15 protein-coding genes and 1 pseudogene are annotated in these 17509 nt (G+C 66.3%); 2 read left to right on the top strand and 14 right to left on the bottom strand.

Annotated elements, in window-relative coordinates:
• Positions 1-52: 52 nt before the first annotated feature.
• The 14 genes and pseudogenes from HV824_RS22235 to HV824_RS37590 all read right to left on the bottom strand — a co-directional run bounded on the left by HV824_RS22235 (position 53) and on the right by HV824_RS37590 (position 15892).
• Positions 53-403 carry an IS66 family insertion sequence element accessory protein TnpB gene (locus HV824_RS22235; RefSeq protein WP_255208246.1) on the bottom strand — a complete coding sequence of 117 codons (351 nt, stop codon included), beginning with the start codon at positions 401-403 and terminating at the stop codon, positions 53-55.
• A 176-nt stretch (positions 404-579) separates the two neighbouring features.
• Positions 580-2082 (bottom strand): hypothetical protein, encoded by a 1503-nt coding sequence (locus tag HV824_RS22230; protein ID WP_176424167.1) that lies wholly within the window; start codon positions 2080-2082, stop codon positions 580-582.
• 26 nt (positions 2083-2108) lie between these two features.
• Entirely contained in the window at positions 2109-2528 is a 420-nt protein-coding gene (locus HV824_RS22225; protein ID WP_176424166.1) for a hypothetical protein, read from the bottom strand.
• A 292-nt stretch (positions 2529-2820) separates the two neighbouring features.
• Positions 2821-3639 (bottom strand): DDE-type integrase/transposase/recombinase, encoded by an 819-nt coding sequence (locus tag HV824_RS22220; RefSeq protein ID WP_176424165.1) that lies wholly within the window; start codon positions 3637-3639, stop codon positions 2821-2823.
• A 70-nt stretch (positions 3640-3709) separates the two neighbouring features.
• Positions 3710-4471: an IS21-like element helper ATPase IstB gene (gene istB / locus HV824_RS22215; protein WP_176424164.1), complete on the bottom strand. Its 762-nt coding sequence runs from the start codon at positions 4469-4471 to the stop codon at positions 3710-3712.
• A gap of 137 nt (positions 4472-4608) precedes the next feature.
• A complete protein-coding gene (gene istA, locus HV824_RS22210) occupies positions 4609-5973 on the bottom strand; it encodes an IS21 family transposase (RefSeq protein ID WP_255208245.1) in 1365 nt (454 codons plus the stop codon).
• Between the two features lie 746 nt (positions 5974-6719).
• Positions 6720-7175 (bottom strand): annotated as a pseudogene (locus HV824_RS22205) (DUF6444 domain-containing protein); the annotation flags it as partial.
• Positions 7176-7843: 668 nt separating this feature from the next.
• On the bottom strand, positions 7844-8341 hold the full coding sequence (locus tag HV824_RS22200) for a DUF6527 family protein (protein ID WP_176424163.1): 498 nt from the start codon (positions 8339-8341) through the stop codon (positions 7844-7846).
• Positions 8342-8370: 29 nt separating this feature from the next.
• Positions 8371-9513, bottom strand: coding sequence for a ThiF family adenylyltransferase (locus HV824_RS22195; protein WP_217917628.1), 1143 nt, complete (start codon positions 9511-9513; stop codon positions 8371-8373).
• 7 nt (positions 9514-9520) lie between these two features.
• Positions 9521-10276 (bottom strand): multiubiquitin domain-containing protein, encoded by a 756-nt coding sequence (locus HV824_RS22190; RefSeq protein WP_176424162.1) that lies wholly within the window; start codon positions 10274-10276, stop codon positions 9521-9523.
• Positions 10277-10363: 87 nt separating this feature from the next.
• Positions 10364-13765 carry a UvrD-helicase domain-containing protein gene (locus tag HV824_RS22185; protein ID WP_176424161.1) on the bottom strand — a complete coding sequence of 1134 codons (3402 nt, stop codon included), beginning with the start codon at positions 13763-13765 and terminating at the stop codon, positions 10364-10366.
• A gap of 2 nt (positions 13766-13767) precedes the next feature.
• Positions 13768-14346: a hypothetical protein gene (locus HV824_RS22180; RefSeq protein ID WP_176424160.1), complete on the bottom strand. Its 579-nt coding sequence runs from the start codon at positions 14344-14346 to the stop codon at positions 13768-13770.
• A complete protein-coding gene (locus tag HV824_RS22175; RefSeq protein ID WP_217917627.1) occupies positions 14343-15095 on the bottom strand; it encodes a hypothetical protein in 753 nt (250 codons plus the stop codon). Before HV824_RS22175 ends, HV824_RS22180 begins: the two co-directional genes overlap by 4 nt.
• A 662-nt stretch (positions 15096-15757) precedes the next feature.
• Complete coding sequence (locus HV824_RS37590) at positions 15758-15892, bottom strand: hypothetical protein (protein WP_255208244.1); 135 nt, start codon at positions 15890-15892, stop codon at positions 15758-15760.
• A gap of 30 nt (positions 15893-15922) precedes the next feature.
• Here HV824_RS37590 and HV824_RS22170 point away from each other — a divergent pair, with 30 nt between their 5' ends.
• Together HV824_RS22170 and HV824_RS22165 are read left to right on the top strand one after the other, a co-directional pair.
• Positions 15923-16396, top strand: a complete 474-nt coding sequence (locus tag HV824_RS22170; protein WP_176424159.1) for a hypothetical protein — start codon at positions 15923-15925, stop codon at positions 16394-16396.
• A 548-nt stretch (positions 16397-16944) separates the two neighbouring features.
• Complete coding sequence (locus tag HV824_RS22165) at positions 16945-17490, top strand: hypothetical protein (protein WP_176424158.1); 546 nt, start codon at positions 16945-16947, stop codon at positions 17488-17490.
• Positions 17491-17509: the final 19 nt, after the last annotated feature.

Genomic DNA, 17509 nt, shown 5'->3' with positions numbered 1-17509 from the left:
GGGCGCGGTGGCCAGCACCACGCGCACCGACGCAGGAAGGGCGAACACCGCCTCACCGCCCCAGCGCGGCGACGAGTCGGGCCACGTACCCCACGTCAACGCCCACGGCAAAGCGCAGGCGAGCCCCACCCTCCGTGACGACTTCAACGAGGGTGGTGCTCGGCTCCACAGGGGCCGTCACCTGGACTGGCAGCAGGCGGACCGGCTCGGCCTTCGCCGCCAGGTGTCGGCGCCGACGGTACACCCACGACTGCACAGTGCTCAGCCGCACGCCCCGCTGCCGCGCGAACTCCACCTGCGTCAGCCCGCTCGCCTCGAAAGCCTCGGCGACACGGAACCACTCCTGCTTCTCCACCGGCTTCGACATGCGCGCCAGGGTCCACGGCGGCGGCGCGTCACTCAACGCCCCTCATCACGTCGTTGGCCGGACGCTTACGGAAGACCGCAGCCAGGGATGTCGCCTGAACTTGTTTACGCACCTATGGATCTGACCTCGCACCAAATCCTCCTCACCCAAAACGCAGTGCGGCGCGCCTCTTTCGATGGGGCGAGGCGCTCCGCAACCAACCACGCGAGCGACTACTTGGTCAGGGGGTAATTCTCAGTGGAGCAGAGATCATTCCAGGTCGCCGACATGAGCTTTGCCGCCACGGCGTCGATGACTAGGTTGGTGTTCTGCGCCTGACCAAGGACCACTATCTCCCCCGAACCCTTGATGGTGATGGGCCGGGGCTTGCCGTCCTTGCCCATCTTCGGACCCGTGAGCTGGACCCAGTGCTTGCGGTAGCGGTACCAGTCGATCGCCTTGAGACGGGTCTTGAGTTCTTCGAAGTCCACCGCAGGCTTCTTGAACTTGCCGCTCTTACGCGCCTCTTCGGCCGCCTCCTCGAACGCCTGAGCAGTCGTCTTCAATGCGCTTTTCGCGCCAATGGCCGCACCGAGGGGGCCCAGCACGTCGATACGCGCATCGTAGTACGCCAATGCGATCGCCTTGAGGGCGAAGGGCCAGCCGTGCACATAGAGGCGCCGGAAGGTGTCCTTGTCCTCCGGCGTGTCCTTCGGCCAGTTCTCCGAGAAGGTCTCGTCGAGCATGGTCAGGAACTCCTTCACGTACGGCACGAAGTGAGGCACGTACTCGTGTTGGATGTGCTCAGGCTTCTTGCGCCCTCCCGAGATGACGTTGAGGAGCATCTGCTCCATCGTGGAGAGGTCCACAATGTTCCCGGTCGCCGTCTCGCTCGTGCCGGTGGTCCTCCCCGTCGCCAATCGCTTCTCGAACACTGTGTCCTTGATGGCCTGCATCCGGAGTTCGCTGAGCGCGGATGATGTGTCCATGCCAATGACGAGGTTCAAGTTCTTCTTCGACCCACGGCCGTTCCGGTCAGCGAAGCTCTGGCCTGCCCCGCGCTCGTCCACATTCAGTTCGACCTCCAGCGTCACGCACAGGCTATCGAGCGCGCCGGTGGCCTGGGCGTCTGCGGAGTGCGCCACCTGAAACAGCGCGGCCGTCTGCGTCTGCCCGTCAGCCTGCATGATGGGCAACTTCGGTAGAAAGAGGCGGCCGTACATCGCGTTGGGGTCCTCCTCGTCGAAGGCCACGAAGACGGTCCGGTCGAACACTGACTTCGACTGCCAGCCGGACACCATGGGCAGGTACACCGGGCGCGCGCCGGTCAGACCCTGAATGATGTAGCTGGCGAAGTCCGCCTTGTTGGCGGATTTCGCGCCCTTGAAGTCGCTCTGGGTCTGGTCGTGCGCCATCTTCATCTCGGCCGCCTGGAAGTTGTTCGGCGGAGGAGATGAAGGGTCGTACTGGACCAGGTCGGTGAACTGCTTCAGCGTTGGATGAATCACCGCGACGATGCGCCGCCGGGTGAGGTTGGTCGAAACACCCTTGCGGCACACCGTTGCACGCACGATTGAGTATTCCTCCGGCTGGTGCAGGCACTGGTAGCGGTTGTTCAGGTAGTCCTGCTGCGCCTGCACATCCGACTGGAAGCGGATGATGCGCAACCCGTTGTAGTTCGGGTCCGGCGGGATGCTGCTGATCTTGATGAGATCGACCTTCGGAATGTGAATCACGAACTTCTCCTTTTCTTGGGGCCGAATCAGATGCCCTTGGGGATCTTCACGACGTTGACGGGGGGGGCCGAGAGCGGCACGCCCCCGGCCTGCGCCATCCAATGCGGGATGGTGACCAACTCGATGTTGAGGCTCAGGCTGCGGACGGTTTGGCGGAGTTCCGGCTGGAAATCGAAAGCTGCGATGACGCCGCGCACTTGTCGTCCGGGGTTCGCACAGAGAGCCTGATAGACGTATACCTGGATTTGTCCCAAAGACTCGTACCTCGCGTAAATCTTGAATTCCCACTCCCGGATCAGATCGCTGGTATCGACCGTGCGCAGGTCGACCCGCATTCCGGACTCGCCGTATCGGCACTCCTTCCCGATCACCCGCTCACCCGGACGGACCTCTCGGATGTCCCTCGCATAGAGGTCGCGGACTCTCGTCTCTCGCTCGAACTTCAAGGCGCTGCTCCATTGCATCAGGGCGACACGCCCCAAGTTTCGGCAGTTATATGGAGCAATCAGCTCAAAGTAAATTCAAATCTCGGAGATTTTATGTTTGTGAGGGTGATGAAGGCAGAGAGTTATGAGATGATGCCTACGAGGCTCCTCCCAAAGTGGGTGGTTTGATGTGCGTGTTTTCTGAGGGCTATCGACTGAGCGGTAAACTCTAGGAAGATCAGTGGCTGTCCCGTACGTCTCCCTGGGGGCTCCCTGGTTCCCGCTGCGCGCTGATCAAGCCCGGGCAAAATCGTCATGCGGCTTTGGCGAATTCCCCATGCTCGCAGGTGCGTCTTGCGCGCGGCCCAGGCCATCGCCGGCGGGTTCCCCACCAACGAGGCGTGGGGCTGGCCGTGGTAGTGGCACTCCAGGAAGGTATCCAGCCGCCGCTGCACCTCGGCCAGGGTGAGGCGGGTGTCCAGGTGGTCCAAAAGCCCCTCGCGCAGCGTGCGCTAGAAGCGCTCCATCTTCCCGCGGGCCTGGGTGTCATACGGGGCCGGGCGTGCATGAGGCGGGTGCCCAGCCGGGCGCAGGCGGTGGCCAGGGCCAGGCCCGAGTAGGTGGAGCCGTTGTCGAGGTAGAGGGCGTCGGGGCGGCCCCTGCGGCGCAGGGCGGCGACGAAGAGGTCCATCATCTCCATTTCGCGCTCGCTGGAGTGGGCTTCCAGGGCCACCACGTAGCGACTGGAGTCGTCCAGCAGCGCGTGCACGCGCAGCGCCACGCCTCCGGCCAGGGTGGGGCCGTGGCAGACGTCCCCATGCCAGAGGGCGCCGGGGAAGGCCGCCTCCCTGCGCCTGCGCGGGGTGCCCGCCGGACTCTTGCGCTGGGACACCCTGTCCAACCCCGCCGAGGCGAAGAGTCTGCGCACGGTGGTGGGACTGACGGCCCCCTGGCGCAGCCGGCGCTGGGCCACCAGCGTGCGCAGCAGCAGCAGCACCGAGGCGCTGGGGTGCTCGCGCCGCAAATGTTGGCGGTCATCGAAGAGCGCGGGATTCTGGTCATCGACGCAGTCATCGCGGAGCGCGGGATTCTGGTCATCGACAAGCGCGGGTTGGGATTTGAGGGCGAGCAAGACGGCCTCGCTCTGCGTCCCGGTTGCGGGGCGCGGAGCGAGGCCGGTGGGCAGCGGTGACTCGGGACGCTCAGCTCTTCTTGGCCTTGCGCTGCGCGCGCGACTCCTCGGCCATGCGCCTGCGGTAGCTGTCGCCCTTGATGCTGATGATGCTCGCGTGGTGGATGACGCGGTCAATGAGGGCGATGGCGCACGCGGCGTTGGGGAAGATGGTGGTCCACTCCGAAAACGGGAGGTTGGTCGTCAGGACAATCGGCTTCTTCTCATACCTGCGCGACACCACCTGGAAGAGGAGGTCGGCGTTCCTGGCGTCGTAGGAGAGGTAGCCAATCTCGTCGATGACGAGCAGCCCCGCCTGGGTGCAGTAGTGCTTCAGGCGCCTGTCGAGAGCTCGGGCGGAGTCCTGGCTTCCGAGGTCGAGCAGCAGTTGGGCGGCGGTGGTGAAGAGGACGGAGTGGCCAGCCTGCACGGCGTTGTAGGCGATATTCTGGGCAATCATGGTTTTGCCCAGGCCCTGGGGCGCGACGAGGACGACGTTGGCGGGGCGGGCCATGAAGTCCAGCGCGAGGGCGCTCTCGACGGCCGTCCTGTCAATGTGCTTGGGCCAGCCCCAGTCGAAGTCGGCCATCGTCCTGAGGGCGCCCAGCTTGCTGCGCGACAGCCGCCGCTCCACGCTGCGACGGGCCCTGTCCTTCGTCTCCTCCTCGGCGATGGCCTCCAGCAACTCCATGGGCCCCCACCTGCGTTTGGTGGCCAGGGCGATGAAGTCTTCGAGGGTGTCGCTGGTGTGGTGCAGGCCCAGGGTGGTGAGGCGCTCTTTCAAGGGACTCATGGCGCTTGCTCCGAGTCGCGCCCGAGGAGGACGTCGTAGGCGTTGAGGGAGTGCTGGGGGACGCGCTGCTCGCGCACGCGCGGGTCATCCGGCAGCACGTGGGGCAGCGGTGGAGGGGCGCCCCTCTTGCGGCTGCGTTACTCGTAGATGTGGGCGACGGAGGCGGGGCCGAGTGCGCCGCGAGCGCGCGTCTCGGCGATGGCGGCGTCGGTTTCCGCGGAGCCGTACCTGTCGGCCAGCGCCAGCAGCTTCACGGTGTGGTTGCCGAGGTTGTCGCCGCGGTTTGCGAGGGCCTGGAGGAGTTGCTCGGCGCGGGGGCAGCGGGCGCGCAGCAAGTCCCTGCCGCGCAGCTCGTGGGCGTGGGCCTTGCGCCTGGCCAGGGCGACCAGGTGGCTTGAGTCCTCGACGACGGCGCCCTTGTCCCAGCTGCGCACGTGAGAGGCGACTTCCTCGGCGCCGTCGAGGAGACGCACCGTGGTGGCGGAGGCCACCAGCGTGAGGGGCCGGCGTACCAAACCGTCGGGAATGGAGTAGTCGTTGCCGTCGAAGCGCACGTAGGGCGTCTTCCCGGAGGAGACGGGGCGCAGCACGTCGGTGGGCAGCGGGTGCGCGGGCAACGGCAGCAGCAGGGGGCGCTCGGCTTCCAGGGCCTGCGCCACCGTGCGGCCCGAGGCGTCGCCGGGCACCCGGCGCTGGTGGGCCACCTCCTCCACCCAGCGCTGAAGTTGGCGGTTGACGTCGTCGAGGCCGTGGAAGGTGCGCGCGGCGAAGAAGGAGTCGCGCAGGTAGCGGATGGTGCGCTCCACCTTTCCCTTCTCATTGCCGCGGTAGGGGGCGCAGGGCTTGGGGACGAAGTGGTAGTGGCCGGCGGCTTCCAATATGCGCGGGTGGAAGTGAATGACGTCTCCGGCCCGCTCCAGCACGACGGACTTCAGGTTGTCGTAGAGGAGGCTGCGCGGCACGCCGCCCAGCGCTTCAAAGGCCTGGACGTGGCCCTGGAGGAAGCACTCCATGGTTTGGCCCAGGAAGAAGCGCGCGTACATGGCGCGCGAGTGGCCCAGCACCAGGACGAAGCAGGAGAGCGTCCGGGTGGCCCGCCCTACCTGCACCTTGCCGAAGCTGCCCCAGTCCACCTGGGCCTCTTCGCCCGGCAGCGTGGTGCGGCGCAGGAAGGCCTCGGCTTGAGGCCCCGGGCGCACCCGCCGCACGTAGCGCTTCACCTGCTCGTAGCCGCCCGGGTAGCCACGGGCCTTCACCATGTGGAAGAGGCGCGTGGCCCTCAGGCGCGGGTGGGCCTTGAGGGTGCCGTCAATGAAGGCCGTGTAGGGGCCCAGCACCGTGGGCTTCGCCGTGCTGCTGTCGGCGCTGGCTACCGGCACGTCCTCCAGGGCCGCCTCCACGGTGTCGTGGTGCAGCCCCAACTGCACGGCGATGGTGCCCACCGGCCAGCCCTCCGCGTGGTGCAGCCTGCGAATCCGGGCGCGTACCTCAAGGCCAATCATCCTCGCACCTCCTCACGCAGGGCAGCGCCGCCAGCGCGGGCCCAGTCGGGTGCGCGCCAGGGTGGTGTGGCGGAGGAATGGACTGGCGCGTCCGCAGGACGTGCACGCAGGAAGGGACGGTGGCGCATACTCAGGGGGCCTCGCTGCGCTCGGCTCCGCGGCCACCTGCGTGGTGGCCTGGGCCGGCGCGGGCGACACCGTCACCTCCAGGGCCCCTGGCGGGGGAGCCTGATGCGTCACTTTCTGCTGCCGCCCCCGGTACGCGGCCTGGCGCTCCGCGTGCGCATGCCGGCCGTCTCGGGTGCGCTGGTAGCGCCGCCCGGCCGCACGCACCGACTCCGCGCGCGCCAGCACCCCGCACCTGCGCCCGCAGTAGCGCTGCCCCCTGTCACACCGGCTGCACAGCTGGAACAACCGACGGCACTCCGGCCGTCCGCACACCGCCAAACGCAACGACTCCACGCACACCTTCCCGTGCGCGCGCCGACTTCTGGCGCCGCGCCCCGGAGTGCGCTACCCCTCCCTCACCGGCTCGCCCCTCTCGCACACCAGGGCGCGCCCCCAGGAAGGCCCTCCAGGTGTCGCTGGTGGGCCTTCTGACTTTCTGGACACGCGCTGCCCTGGACTCCACCGGCGCGCTTCCCACTCCTCAACTTTTCGGCTGCTCCCAGCGCTGCCCCTGGCCGCGCGGTTTCCGAACTCCTCGCCGTCCATGACCAGGAATCAGCGCTTCTTGGTGACCATCAACACTCCAGGGCGTGGCTGCGGTACTCGGTGACGACGGCTGACAACGGCGGCACTTCCACTACCTGGTGGCGGCGCGGCTCGCAATCTCTGCCCTCCAACCGGTGCCCGCAGCCTTGGCACTGCTTGGGCACCAACTCGACGACGTGCTGCACGGCTTCGGGCGGTAGGAGACTTCGCTCATGCTTCTTGTGCCCTGGCTGACCACCGGGGCGGCGGCCCGTGGGCTTCTTCAGTGGACGCGGCGTGCCGGGGGCATCCGCGGAGGGGGGCTTCGAGGAGTTGCTCGAATTGAGATTCAGCCGCTCCTTGAGCTGCCGGTTCTCTTCGCGCAGCTGCCGGTTCTCCTCGCGCAGTTGCCGGTTCTCTTCCTCCAAGTGTGCGATTCGCTCCAGCGCCGCTTCCAGCAGCGCCTCCAGCTTCGCAATCCGCGCGTCCCGGGGGTCGAGTTCCGCCACGAGTGGCGGTGTGTCACGCCGCGTCCAACACCGTCGAGCGCCGTCCCGCCCACCGTCCGCTGCCCCGATGGCTCCTCAAGCAGGCACCAGCCGGTGAACGGTTACAATTTACTTAGCCCTGAGAGGCGTTCCTACCCCCTGAAAATCGGCCTCCAGACGCAGAAACCGGCCAAGTAATTTCTGAGCGGACCCTTACGCCACGTCACTGCCCGGACGGTTACGCGTCTTCGCTCCAGGCGCCAAACTGCGACCACTTCTGGTCCCTCAAGCAGGTGCGGAGGAGGCGAGCGCAGGGCTTGAGGCAGCGGCCAGGAAGGAGCGAATGAAGGAGAGGACACCGCGAGTGGACTGGGCCGAGTTGCTCAGGAGTACGTTCGGCTTGGACGTGTTCGCCTGCGTGAGGTGTGGAGGCAGGCGTCGGGTCTTCGCGTACGTGAAGGGGCACCAGGGGGCGGGCGATTCTGGAGCACCTGGGCTTGCCCACGGCATGTGCGAGGTTGGCCCCGGCACGAGGGCCACCCCAGGCCGTATGGTGTTGAGGCTCAAGACAACCAACAGGCCCAGGCTCCTGCCACGCACCTGAAGAGAGCGCGGCCTGGGCAGGCGTGTGCCCCAAGGGGGCTCAAGCGGCCTGTCCACCGGCCGGGAGCATCGCTCGGGCGGCCCCGTCAGCGGCCCTCCTCGGCCCCTCTGCACCCTCCTTCCCCCTCAACAGGGCCCCCATCCCTCTTATGCGCTGTACTGCGGCCATGCAACAGCCTCAACAGCCATCGCCCCAGCCTTGCATACAGACTTCGGTCAACTTCAGGCGGCGGAACAGCAGCAGTCGGCACGGCCTCTTCGGTCGTCTTGGACGGGCCGTAGTAGCGCTCCTTGGCGATCTTGTCCCGACGACGATCCGCCGCAATCCGCTCGTCGGACCAGGGGCCGACCTCAATCACCCGCCCATGGTCGATCACATAGTGCGAACGGCACGCCAAGTTCCAGTTGCCGACCGATGGCCTCAGCGAAATCGTCCCGCCGTCGTAGATCAGCTTCCAGTCGGTCGGCGTCAAGGGCGTCACGACTTCCTCGCCACAGCCGCAGCAGCAGCGATGGACGACCGTGCCATACTCCATTGAAACGTAGAGTATTCCCGGTTCCATCCGCTCCGGGATGTACTGCACGAACCGATGTTCCAGACGAGGGTATCGCATCATTCGCAATCACTGTTCAGGAGCATGTTGCCGTCGGTCGTATAGGTGCTGTGGTGTTCACGCTCGAGGTCGCGGTAGAAGCCGCGGAGCTTCTTCCACTTTATGACGGCCAGCACCGCATTCAGCGCGTTCAGGTCGGCGACTTGGATGTTGGAGGAGTAGAGGTCGTCCACACCGCCACCCTCGAAGGAGATACGGCCCTTGTGAACGTGGTCGCGCTTGCGCGGCGTGCTCGCCGTCACCCGCAGGATGCCGCCGAGGGAGCCATCGACCAACTCCAGGCCCATCCCAACATCCACGAACGGCACCCCAAGCGCCTCCAGCCGACCCACGATGACGCGCTTGGCGGGCCCTGCATCCACGCAGACGAACGCGAAGGAGACTCCATCCAGAAGGTGGATGGTGCCCACGTCGAGCAGGACTGCATGGGCAACAATCCGCCGGTGCATCCTCGAATAGATGGCCTTCAGATGGTCGACCTTCTTCGGCGCCTCACGCAACTCCTCGATGGACGCTGCGCCCGGTGCGCGAAACGCATTGTGCTGCAGGAACTCGTCGCCATCGAACAGCCGGATCTCCCGGACCGGCGTCTTGGCGACGAAGTCGAGCACATAGGAGCCAGTGCCACCGAGGCCGATGATCGCCACCTTCTCCGCCGAGAGGCGCTCGGTCAGCGCGCCGATTCCCACGCGGTCCGACGCGGTTTCCGTGTAATTGAAGACGCTATCCTCCTCGGCCTCCGGCATCCGGAAGGTGCGGGGACTGACGCCTGGCTTCAGGACGGACGCAGGCCCCGAGAGGATGCTCGCGTACGTTGTCATCTTTTCGTAGTGGTCGGCGTAGCCGTTCGGAGGCTTGCTGGAGAAGAGGTGCTTCGCGGTCACCCCGTTCCCAAGGTTGAAGTCAGCGCTCTGGTTGGCAATCCCCTGAAGGGGGGTGCCGTTGGACTGACACGGGAAGTTCCCATTGAAGTAGACAACGTGCGTGTCCGGCTGGCGAGTGACGTCACCCGCCATGTTCAGGGTGGAGATGAGCGACCCCATCCGCACCTGCCGCTGCGCATCGACGTAGGGCACCTCACGCATGATGAGGAAGCCCCCCTGGAGCTGCACGAAGTAGCCTTCGTCGCGCAGCCGCTTCAAGTCGGGACTATGACTGAACGGTCTTGGTGACATTGAAGATCGTCCCCTTTTCCTTGACTTCAACGGAGCCCCCGGCGCCGAGCTCGCCGGCGTGCGGCTTCGAGGCGGCGTGGCGGTAGGTCATCGAGAACACGGCGTTCGGCTCATGCGAGCCGGGGAAGGCCAACTGGACGACCTGCTCGAAGGTCACCCGCTTGTCGTTCACGACGCGCGGCCGGGCGTTCACGATGATTTCGAACGTCTGGGCCGGCATAGGGCCGGTGATGAAGCGCTCGATACCCGGGGCCGTGAGGTCGATCAGGTCTTGGGGCGAGATGAGCCGGTCTTCCCCCCCGCGCACCTCGAGGAACACCGCCTGGCCCTTGCCCACCTTCGCGAGAGTGTAGAGCGCTGCGCCGCTGATGGCCGGCTTGCCCCACGCGAGCTGGTTGTCATCTAGCGTCAGCTTGAAATCGCGGTCGGTCTGAAAGGCCACGAAGCGCTCGGCCCCGCGCGCGCGAAGGTCGAACGGCTCGTCGAGGCGGAGGTCCTCGAAGTCGCCGGAGGCCAGGATGGCGAAGAGGCTGAAGCCCCCGCGTGGGTCCAGTCCGACGCTGGCGAGAATCTGCCGTCCCAAGGGAACGGGGTCGGCCACGTCCACGGGGCGGAAGGAGAGGTCGCCCTGCGCGACGAGGATGCGGTAGCTCCGCGCGGGCCGCAGGGCCCGGCCCTCCCGCAGCGCGGCTCCTACGTCGTCGTACTCCAGAGGTTCGTCGTTCTTCATGTTCGTTGAGTCCTCAAAGTGGAGCCGGGTCACTCCCAGCCCTCTGAAGGCTCAATCGTCACGACGACAGGCAACCGGTAACGTCGGTCAGAATTCTCTCGAGAGGGTGCCTTCCGGGGTCGGCCCACACACGAAGAAGGCCGGGCACCCCGGGCACGTGCGCACCGACGGGTCGGCAGGGAAGCGCCCTTGCCGAATCCCCTGCAAGAATTCGATGAGCTTGTCCTGACGACTCTGGAGTTCCCGGGTCGTCAGGCTCAGGGGCCGCGAGGTCTGGTCGGCCAGGTGGACCAACTCGACAACGGCCCCCGGGAAGACCCGCTGGGTGGCGAGAAGAAATGCGGCGGCGCCCACGTCCGTGGTCTCGGCCGACTTGAAGTGCCCGGTCTGGATTCGACGAAACGCCCGGACGCCATCCGGGCGCACGCACACGTCGTCCGGCCAGACGATGATTTCGTCCTGAGCGAAGGTCAGGAGGAGTTCGGCCGGCGGCTCCGACCTGCTCCCGGCACGAACCGAAAGGAAGTACTGGAGCATGGAAAGAGCGACCGCCTTGAAGTCGTCGACATAGCCGTGCCCCGCCAAGCCGTGGGCGTCGAACGCGGCCATCACGCCTCGCTCCAGCTCGCGCTCCTCTGGAATCGGTCCGTTGCCAGCAACGACGGCCTGATAGACGGTGCGGACCGCCTCGTGCATCTGCATGAAGGCCGTCGTCGTCCTGCGGCCGCCAGTCCGCAGGACGTGCGCGTAGAAGAAGCGCCGCGGGCAGCGCCCATAGAGCGAAATCTGCTGTTCGCTGAAGCGAAGCCGGCCGCGAACCTTGAGCGTGACTTCGCCCGTCTCGGGCGGCAGTAACATCTCCGGGGCGGGGCTCACCTTCCGTCGGCCCAGGGACGCCCCCAGACGGTCGAGAAAGACGGACAACGCCCGGGCATGTCCATTGGACTTCTTCGTCGGGGCATAGAGGAACAGCCGGTCACGCGTCCGCGACAGGGCCACGTAGAACAAGCACTCCTGCTCTTCGGCCTGCCCGGCGCGGAAGACCTCCGCTGCGCTGCCCTGCCCGCCTTCGACCATTCCCTCCGGCGGAGGACACGGCGGCAGGGGCGGCTTTCGGGGCAGGGTGTCCTGATTGAGGCCCGGCACATGCACGACCGGGAACTCCAGCCCCTTCGCGCCATGGATGGTCATGAGCCGCACCGCATCGAGGCCATGCGCTGCAACGGGCAGCTGCCTCAGGTCGCGGTCATCGCCCAGCCGAACGAGCTTGCGCACCCGGTCGAGGAGACGGACGATGGGTAGGCCGGAGCCAGACGGCTGCACGCGCAGGAAGTTCATCAGCTGCCAGATTGCGATTCCACGCGTCCTATCGGAGACGTCGGACGAACTGGCCAGCCGTGCAGCCATGCGCGTCCGTTCGAGCAACACGCTCGCGAGCACGGTCCATGGCGATGCGGCCTGGTCGAAGTCGCGCAGCGTCCTCGCCAGTTCCTTGAGTGCGGCCCGGCCGGCCTGGGACACCCCGGCTATCGCACCAGGGTCGTGCAACCATGCACCGGGCACCGCATTGGCTTGGCGTAGATGGTCGAACACTGCGGCGACGTCGGTGAGCGACATGGTGAACTCGGGCCAGCAGCCCACTCGAACGAGCCCCATGGCCCAGCGGTCGGTGAGAAGCGACAGCAGGGAAAGCAGGTCCTTGACCTCCGGCCGTTCGAACAGACTTCCGAGGAACAGGACGGGAACGCCCAGACGCTCGAGGTCGCGTGCCAGCGTCGACAACGTCTCGTTGCCCGTACAGAGCACGGCCTGGTCGCGATAGGCGTGGCCTTCACGCCGCATCTCCTCGATTGCTTCAGCCAGCGCCCCCGTCTGCTGCTCCGCACGGTCGACGGTGCGCAGTTCGGGGCGGCTGCCACCCGCGCCCCGTTTGGATTCCAGACCGCCATCCGGGTCGCCGGCCTTCATGCTCGCGGCGAAGGCGGAGAACGCGCTCACCACCTCCTCGACCGAACGGTAGTTCCTCCTCAGTCGGCCGCGCGAACCCCCAGCGAAGTCCTCCGCCCCGAAGCGAGCCATGTTGAATGACGACGCACCGCGGAAGCGGTAGATCGACTGCTTCGCATCCCCCACGCACCAGAGGTTCTCACCGGAGCCGCGCAAGGCCGCCAGGAGACGGACACTGCTTCGGTTCACATCCTGGTACTCGTCCACCAGGACGTGGTCGTATTGGCCCCGCAGGTGAGCGCGAATCGTAGGGTTGCCTTCCAGGAGCCGCACAGGCAGGGCCACGAGGTCACCGAAATCAATCCGGTGCGACCGCCGCTTCAAGGCCTCGTAGGCCGCATAGACGCGAGCGACCTCCAGCGCCCGCTCCGCCGCCTCCCGTTCCTTGGGGTTCAGGGCGTCGCGAAGCATCTGCTCAGCGAGCGCGCCATAGCGCGCTTCGTCCACGACCTCATCCTTGGCGCGGGAGATCGCCGTCAGGATGTCGGAGATATGCTGGGTCGGGTCGTAGAGGTTGCGGTAGTGCACCAATCCGAGCCGTGGAAACTCCTGCTCGAGGAGCTCCACGGCCTCGGCCCGGTCCATCATACGTGGCTCCTTCGGGAGCCCCAACTCGACATGGAATCGGTGGATGAGGTCCAGGCCAAAGGAATGGAACGTGCCGATCCACATCGCCGTCGCGGCCGCCTTGTTCCTGCGGGCGATTCGATCCGACATCTCTCTGGCTGCCTTGTTGGAGAAGGTCAGCAGGAGAATCCGGCGGGGGTCGACGCCGTCGGCCAGGAGCCCTTCGACGCGTCCGGTGAGCGTCTGGGTCTTGCCGGTGCCAGGGCCGGCTTCGAGCAGGTAGGCAGCACCGCGATGGGCGGCTGCGGCGCGCTGCAGCGGATTGAGCGGCCGCTCAATCCATTCGTCCAGGTGCCTGGGAGGGATGGGCGGCAGGAGAAGCGCATCGAGGAACTGCTGGGCCACCACGTCGAAGGGCGCACCGAGCCGTTCCGCGACGGCCGCAGCGGACATCCCGTCTTCGAGGTGGAGCTTGCGCACCACGGCGCGCGGAAGCAGGAACTCGCGCGCGAACAAATCCATCTGTACTTCGCGCCGCTGTCGACGGCCGTAGTCCACCACGCGCTCGACGCCCACCGGCGAGGGCTCCGCCGAGCGCGCGGGGTCAATCTCCCGGACCGGTTCCGTGTCGGGGTCATCCCCGAGTTCCACATGGCCCAGCTCGTGAGCCACCAGGAACGCTCGCATGAAGGGCGTCCCGACGTTCTCATGGAGAATGAGACCTTCACTGGGGATGAACGTGGCGCGCGCCCCATTCAGCACGGCGGCCCCGGCGGCGGTGGGCTCGACGTCGAGCCCTCGGCGCTTGGCTTCCGCCACCGCGAACTCGTAGGGGCACCAGGGATTGAGCCCTCCAGCGACCGCCTGCGCATGCAACGCGGCCGCGACCTGCCGCCCCAGTTCGACCGCGTCCATCGTCAGTTGTCGTCCGCCATCAACCCAGCGCGCCGCTCCTCGGGCACGCCCGCGTCGATCAACAGGCGCTCGAAGCTCACGGGCGCCGCCACCATCGGCTTGGTGTTCGACTTGTAGCTCCGGGCCAGTTCCGGCGTGTGTTGCGGCTTGAGGGTACTGACAAGCAGGTCGAGCGTGCTGTTCAACGCGGCTGCCAGGCGCGTCAGAAAGCGTCTCGGCACCGAGGCGACGTCCACCCGGCGCTCCCGAAAGGCGGTGATGACCTGCCGCGGCACCTCCAGGCGCTTCGCGAGGTCACGCAGCTCATCCAGCGACAGAGCGTCGAATGGGCTCACGGATTGCGGAGTGGCTCCCCGATGACGGCTCCATCCGGCATCAATCAACACCTCGTCCTCCGGTGTCAGCGGTTCCTCGTCCTCACAGACACCCCGGGAGAGCTCTCGCGACAGGTCAACGAGTTCGGGGGCGAGGTCTGGATGGTCGCGCAGGTAGCGCTCGAGCGTTTTCCGATCCGGGTCGGGCTCCACTGAGAAGGCGTTCAGCACATCGTCACGTGATGGTCGGGAAGTGTGGGACGTCATGGCTCGTCTCCTTCGGACAGCATCGCACGCAGGCTGGAAAAAGCCTTGTCGCGATACGTCCTGATCGTCTTCTCGGACCTTTTCAGGGTACCAGAAATGGTAATTGCGCCTGGTTCCTTGGAATCGATGGGAAAGCCTTGTCGAAGCATTTCTATGACCCTCTTGTGCTCTGTCGGCAAGGCTTCAATCGCAGCATCAAGACGCGACTGGTATGCGGCGGAGGCATTCTCCATGGCGGCGAAAGGGTCGAAGCTGCCCGCCGCCCGTTCAATCTCGACTGAAGGCTCGCCCGTTTCCTCATCGAGTTCGAGAGCAACCGAGCGTTTCTCGTCGCGCCAGGTTGGACGCTTGGCGTCGCGCTTCAGGTTCGCGAGCGCGCCGTCGAAGCGCACTTCGAAGAAGTCGAGCCGTTCTGAATAGGATCGCCGGTCGGCGGCAAGCAACTCGACAAACTGGAAGAGCACCTTCTCCCTGATGTTGCTCCTGGTCAGCGACACACCGCTCCCGTCTGTGTTTTCTGCCTTCGGGAGACAGCGCAGGACCCGCGCCAACAAGATTCTGTAGAACTGCTCGGAGGCGGCGTCGGGCTCATGTTCCCGACTGGCTCGAACGAAGTAAAGCAGGCACTCGCTCGGCACATAGCCTGGGTCCTCTCGACGCGAGATGTGAGCCCTGGCCATCAGCTCGTCTCGCGATAGCGCCTCCAGTTCGACCAGTTTGGCCTGAATCTTTGGAGTCCGTGAGTACACTCCTCCTGCCGAAGTTTTCCTGAGCGAAGTTACCAATGATTACCCCTCACAACGACGGACAAACCTGAACACCTGCTCAAAGGCAGGGAAGACGTGAAGTGGTTCAATGGCGAGCCTCTTCTCAAGCCGAAACTTCATTTCGACCCTGACGTCACCTGCCACGTTGCTGGAGCGGGGTGTGCACCTATGACACGTCCGCTCGTGTTCAACTGACCGTACACAGGAGCCGCCACACGCAAAATACCACCCAGGTAGTATGCCGCAAGACCTCGCCATCCTGGCCTTTCCGATGGGGTGTATGGGACACCAGCCGATGCTCCGCGATGTTCCTGGAAGAAGCGACTCTCCGGATTGGCATCGCGGAGGGTACTCCTGACAGCTTTACGGGATTCCTCAAGCATGTGCGGAGGAGGCGAGCGCAGGACGTGAGGCAGCGGCCAGGAAGGAGCGGATGAAGGAGAGGAGACCCCGAGTGAACTGGGTCGAGTTGCTCAGGAGGACGTTCGACTTCGACATGTTCGCCTGCGTGAGGTGTGGAGGCAGGCGTCGGATCTTGGCGTACGTGAAGGGGCCCCCGGGGTGCGGGCGATTCTGGGTAAGAACTCGCCGTGCCCCCTTCCAGCGTGTGCGGATCGGGTCAGAGCGCGCCGGACGGTCGGCGGTCAGTCGAGGCTCTTCGGCAAAGTAACGGTGCCGGGGTTCTCGATGGCGGCGAGGGCGGCGCGCAGCAGGTAGTCCCCCGGGTCTTCGCTGCGCAGCTTCGCCGTCTCAATCAGCGAGTAGAAGAGGGCGGCCACCTGAGTGCCTTTCTCGGACTTGCTGCCGTAGTGGTTCTTTCTGCCGAGGACCAGTGGGACTCACGCGCGCTGCTGTCGCTCATCCTCGTCGGTCTGCCAGAACTGGAGTCGCGGATGGTGCGCCGGTACAACCGCAGCCTTTACTCGCGCCTGTACACCCGGCTGCGCATTGAGACACTCACGCCGGAGGACACCGCGGAGTATCTCCGGGTGCGGCTGGCCCGTGCCGGGTGCGACCGCGAACTGTTCGCCTCGGACGCACTCGCCATGCTGCACGAGGCGGCCAGTGGCGCGCTGAAGCGCGCCTCCAGCGATGGCCATCAACCAGCCGGATTACCCGACCATCAACAACGTTGCGCGGCAAAACATGCGCACGGCGCCCCGGCCGAACGGCGAAGCTTTGTCGCACCGCCCATTACTCTCACGCGACCTCCTCACGGAATCGCAGACACCCGAGAACGCATCAGACCTGGGTGGAGAAGGGGGCCGGCGAATGGATTGTGACGCTGGATGACGCCGGGATGCACCACCCGCTTCGCCTTCCGCCGGACGAGGCGGAGGCTCCTGGAGAGCGCGTCGAGGGCTACCTGCCTTCGCGGAGGTGGTTTGCCTCGGTGCAATCAGGCGAGGACTCGTCTGACCCCGTGGTGTTGTCCCTGTCTCCCTTGGGCTCGGGGGCTGCCCGCCGCTGGCTGACGGGCTTCCCTCGGCTGGCGGACCTCTCGCTCCGCGCGTCCGGCGGCTGGGTGGCGTTCATCGACCACGCTCCAGGCTTCGCCAGCGGCGGTGAGGCCGGGGGGGGGACGTCTATCTCGTCCCGGCCGGGAGTGACGACGCGCGGCTCGTGCTGCGGTCCCGCCCGGAGGCAGGGGTCTTCTACCGGTCCCCCACCCCCCGTCCAGCGCCTGTCGCCCGATAGCAGCGCGGGCAGGGGGGATGGCCGGCGACCGGAAGTCCAGCACCTACCGCCTCTTCCTGGACGCTGCCCCACGATGCCGGGTGCACGGGCTGCCCGGAGCAGGGTAGAGAGGGAGCCGGAGGAGCGAAACGAGATGGACGCGAACGCAGTGGCGGAGCTCGAGAAGGCCGGCGTGAAGGTGGACCAGCCCGAGCGCCTGTACGTGGCGGTGGAGTGGGACGAGGACGGCAAGCACGTGCGTCCGGTGGGGGAGCGCGTCCAGCTTCGCGCGGGCGAGCAGCTGGTCCATGTGACGCTCAAGCCCATCTCCCAGCTCTTCGTGGGTGACGTGAAGCCCCCCAGCTTCGCCAAGGCGCCCCCGGACGAGTACCAGGCCTTCTTCCTCCTCATCGAGGCCACCGCCGCCGGCTACTGCCGCGCCGTGCGCAACACCGAGACGGACCAGGAGTTCGAGCGGCTCTACCGCCACCTCCTGCGCCGTCCCGACGGCACCGACCGCAACCCGCTCTTCTCCCACCTCCAGGGCGCCGTCCGCCTCTACATGTCCCTGCGCGACGTCAGCCAGGCGGAGTTCGAGGCCGTCATCCACCGCCTCCACCAGTCCGCCCGGCACTTCCAGACGCACACCGGCAGCATCAACTACTTCCAGGAAGTGCTCCGCGGCGTGCTCGGCGCCTGAGGCGTCCGTCAGCCCCACC

Source organism: Myxococcus sp. AM009 (assembly GCF_013372605.1).
In the GTDB taxonomy this organism is placed as follows: domain Bacteria; phylum Myxococcota; class Myxococcia; order Myxococcales; family Myxococcaceae; genus Myxococcus; species Myxococcus vastator.
This window is presented reverse-complemented; position numbering and strand designations above follow the sequence as displayed.

Excerpts from the sequence above, each read along its gene's own strand:
- HV824_RS22190 (WP_176424162.1), bottom strand. The coding sequence starts at position 10,276 with ATGAAGAACGACGAACCTCTGGAGTACGACGACGTAGGAGCCGCGCTG.
- istA (WP_255208245.1), bottom strand. The coding sequence starts at position 5,973 with ATGATTGGCCTTGAGGTACGCGCCCGGATTCGCAGGCTGCACCACGCG.
- HV824_RS22185 (WP_176424161.1), bottom strand. The coding sequence starts at position 13,765 with ATGGACGCGGTCGAACTGGGGCGGCAGGTCGCGGCCGCGTTGCATGCG.
- HV824_RS22180 (WP_176424160.1), bottom strand. The coding sequence starts at position 14,346 with ATGACGTCCCACACTTCCCGACCATCACGTGACGATGTGCTGAACGCC.
- HV824_RS22165 (WP_176424158.1), top strand. The coding sequence starts at position 16,945 with ATGGACGCGAACGCAGTGGCGGAGCTCGAGAAGGCCGGCGTGAAGGTG.
- istB (WP_176424164.1), bottom strand. The coding sequence starts at position 4,471 with ATGAGTCCCTTGAAAGAGCGCCTCACCACCCTGGGCCTGCACCACACC.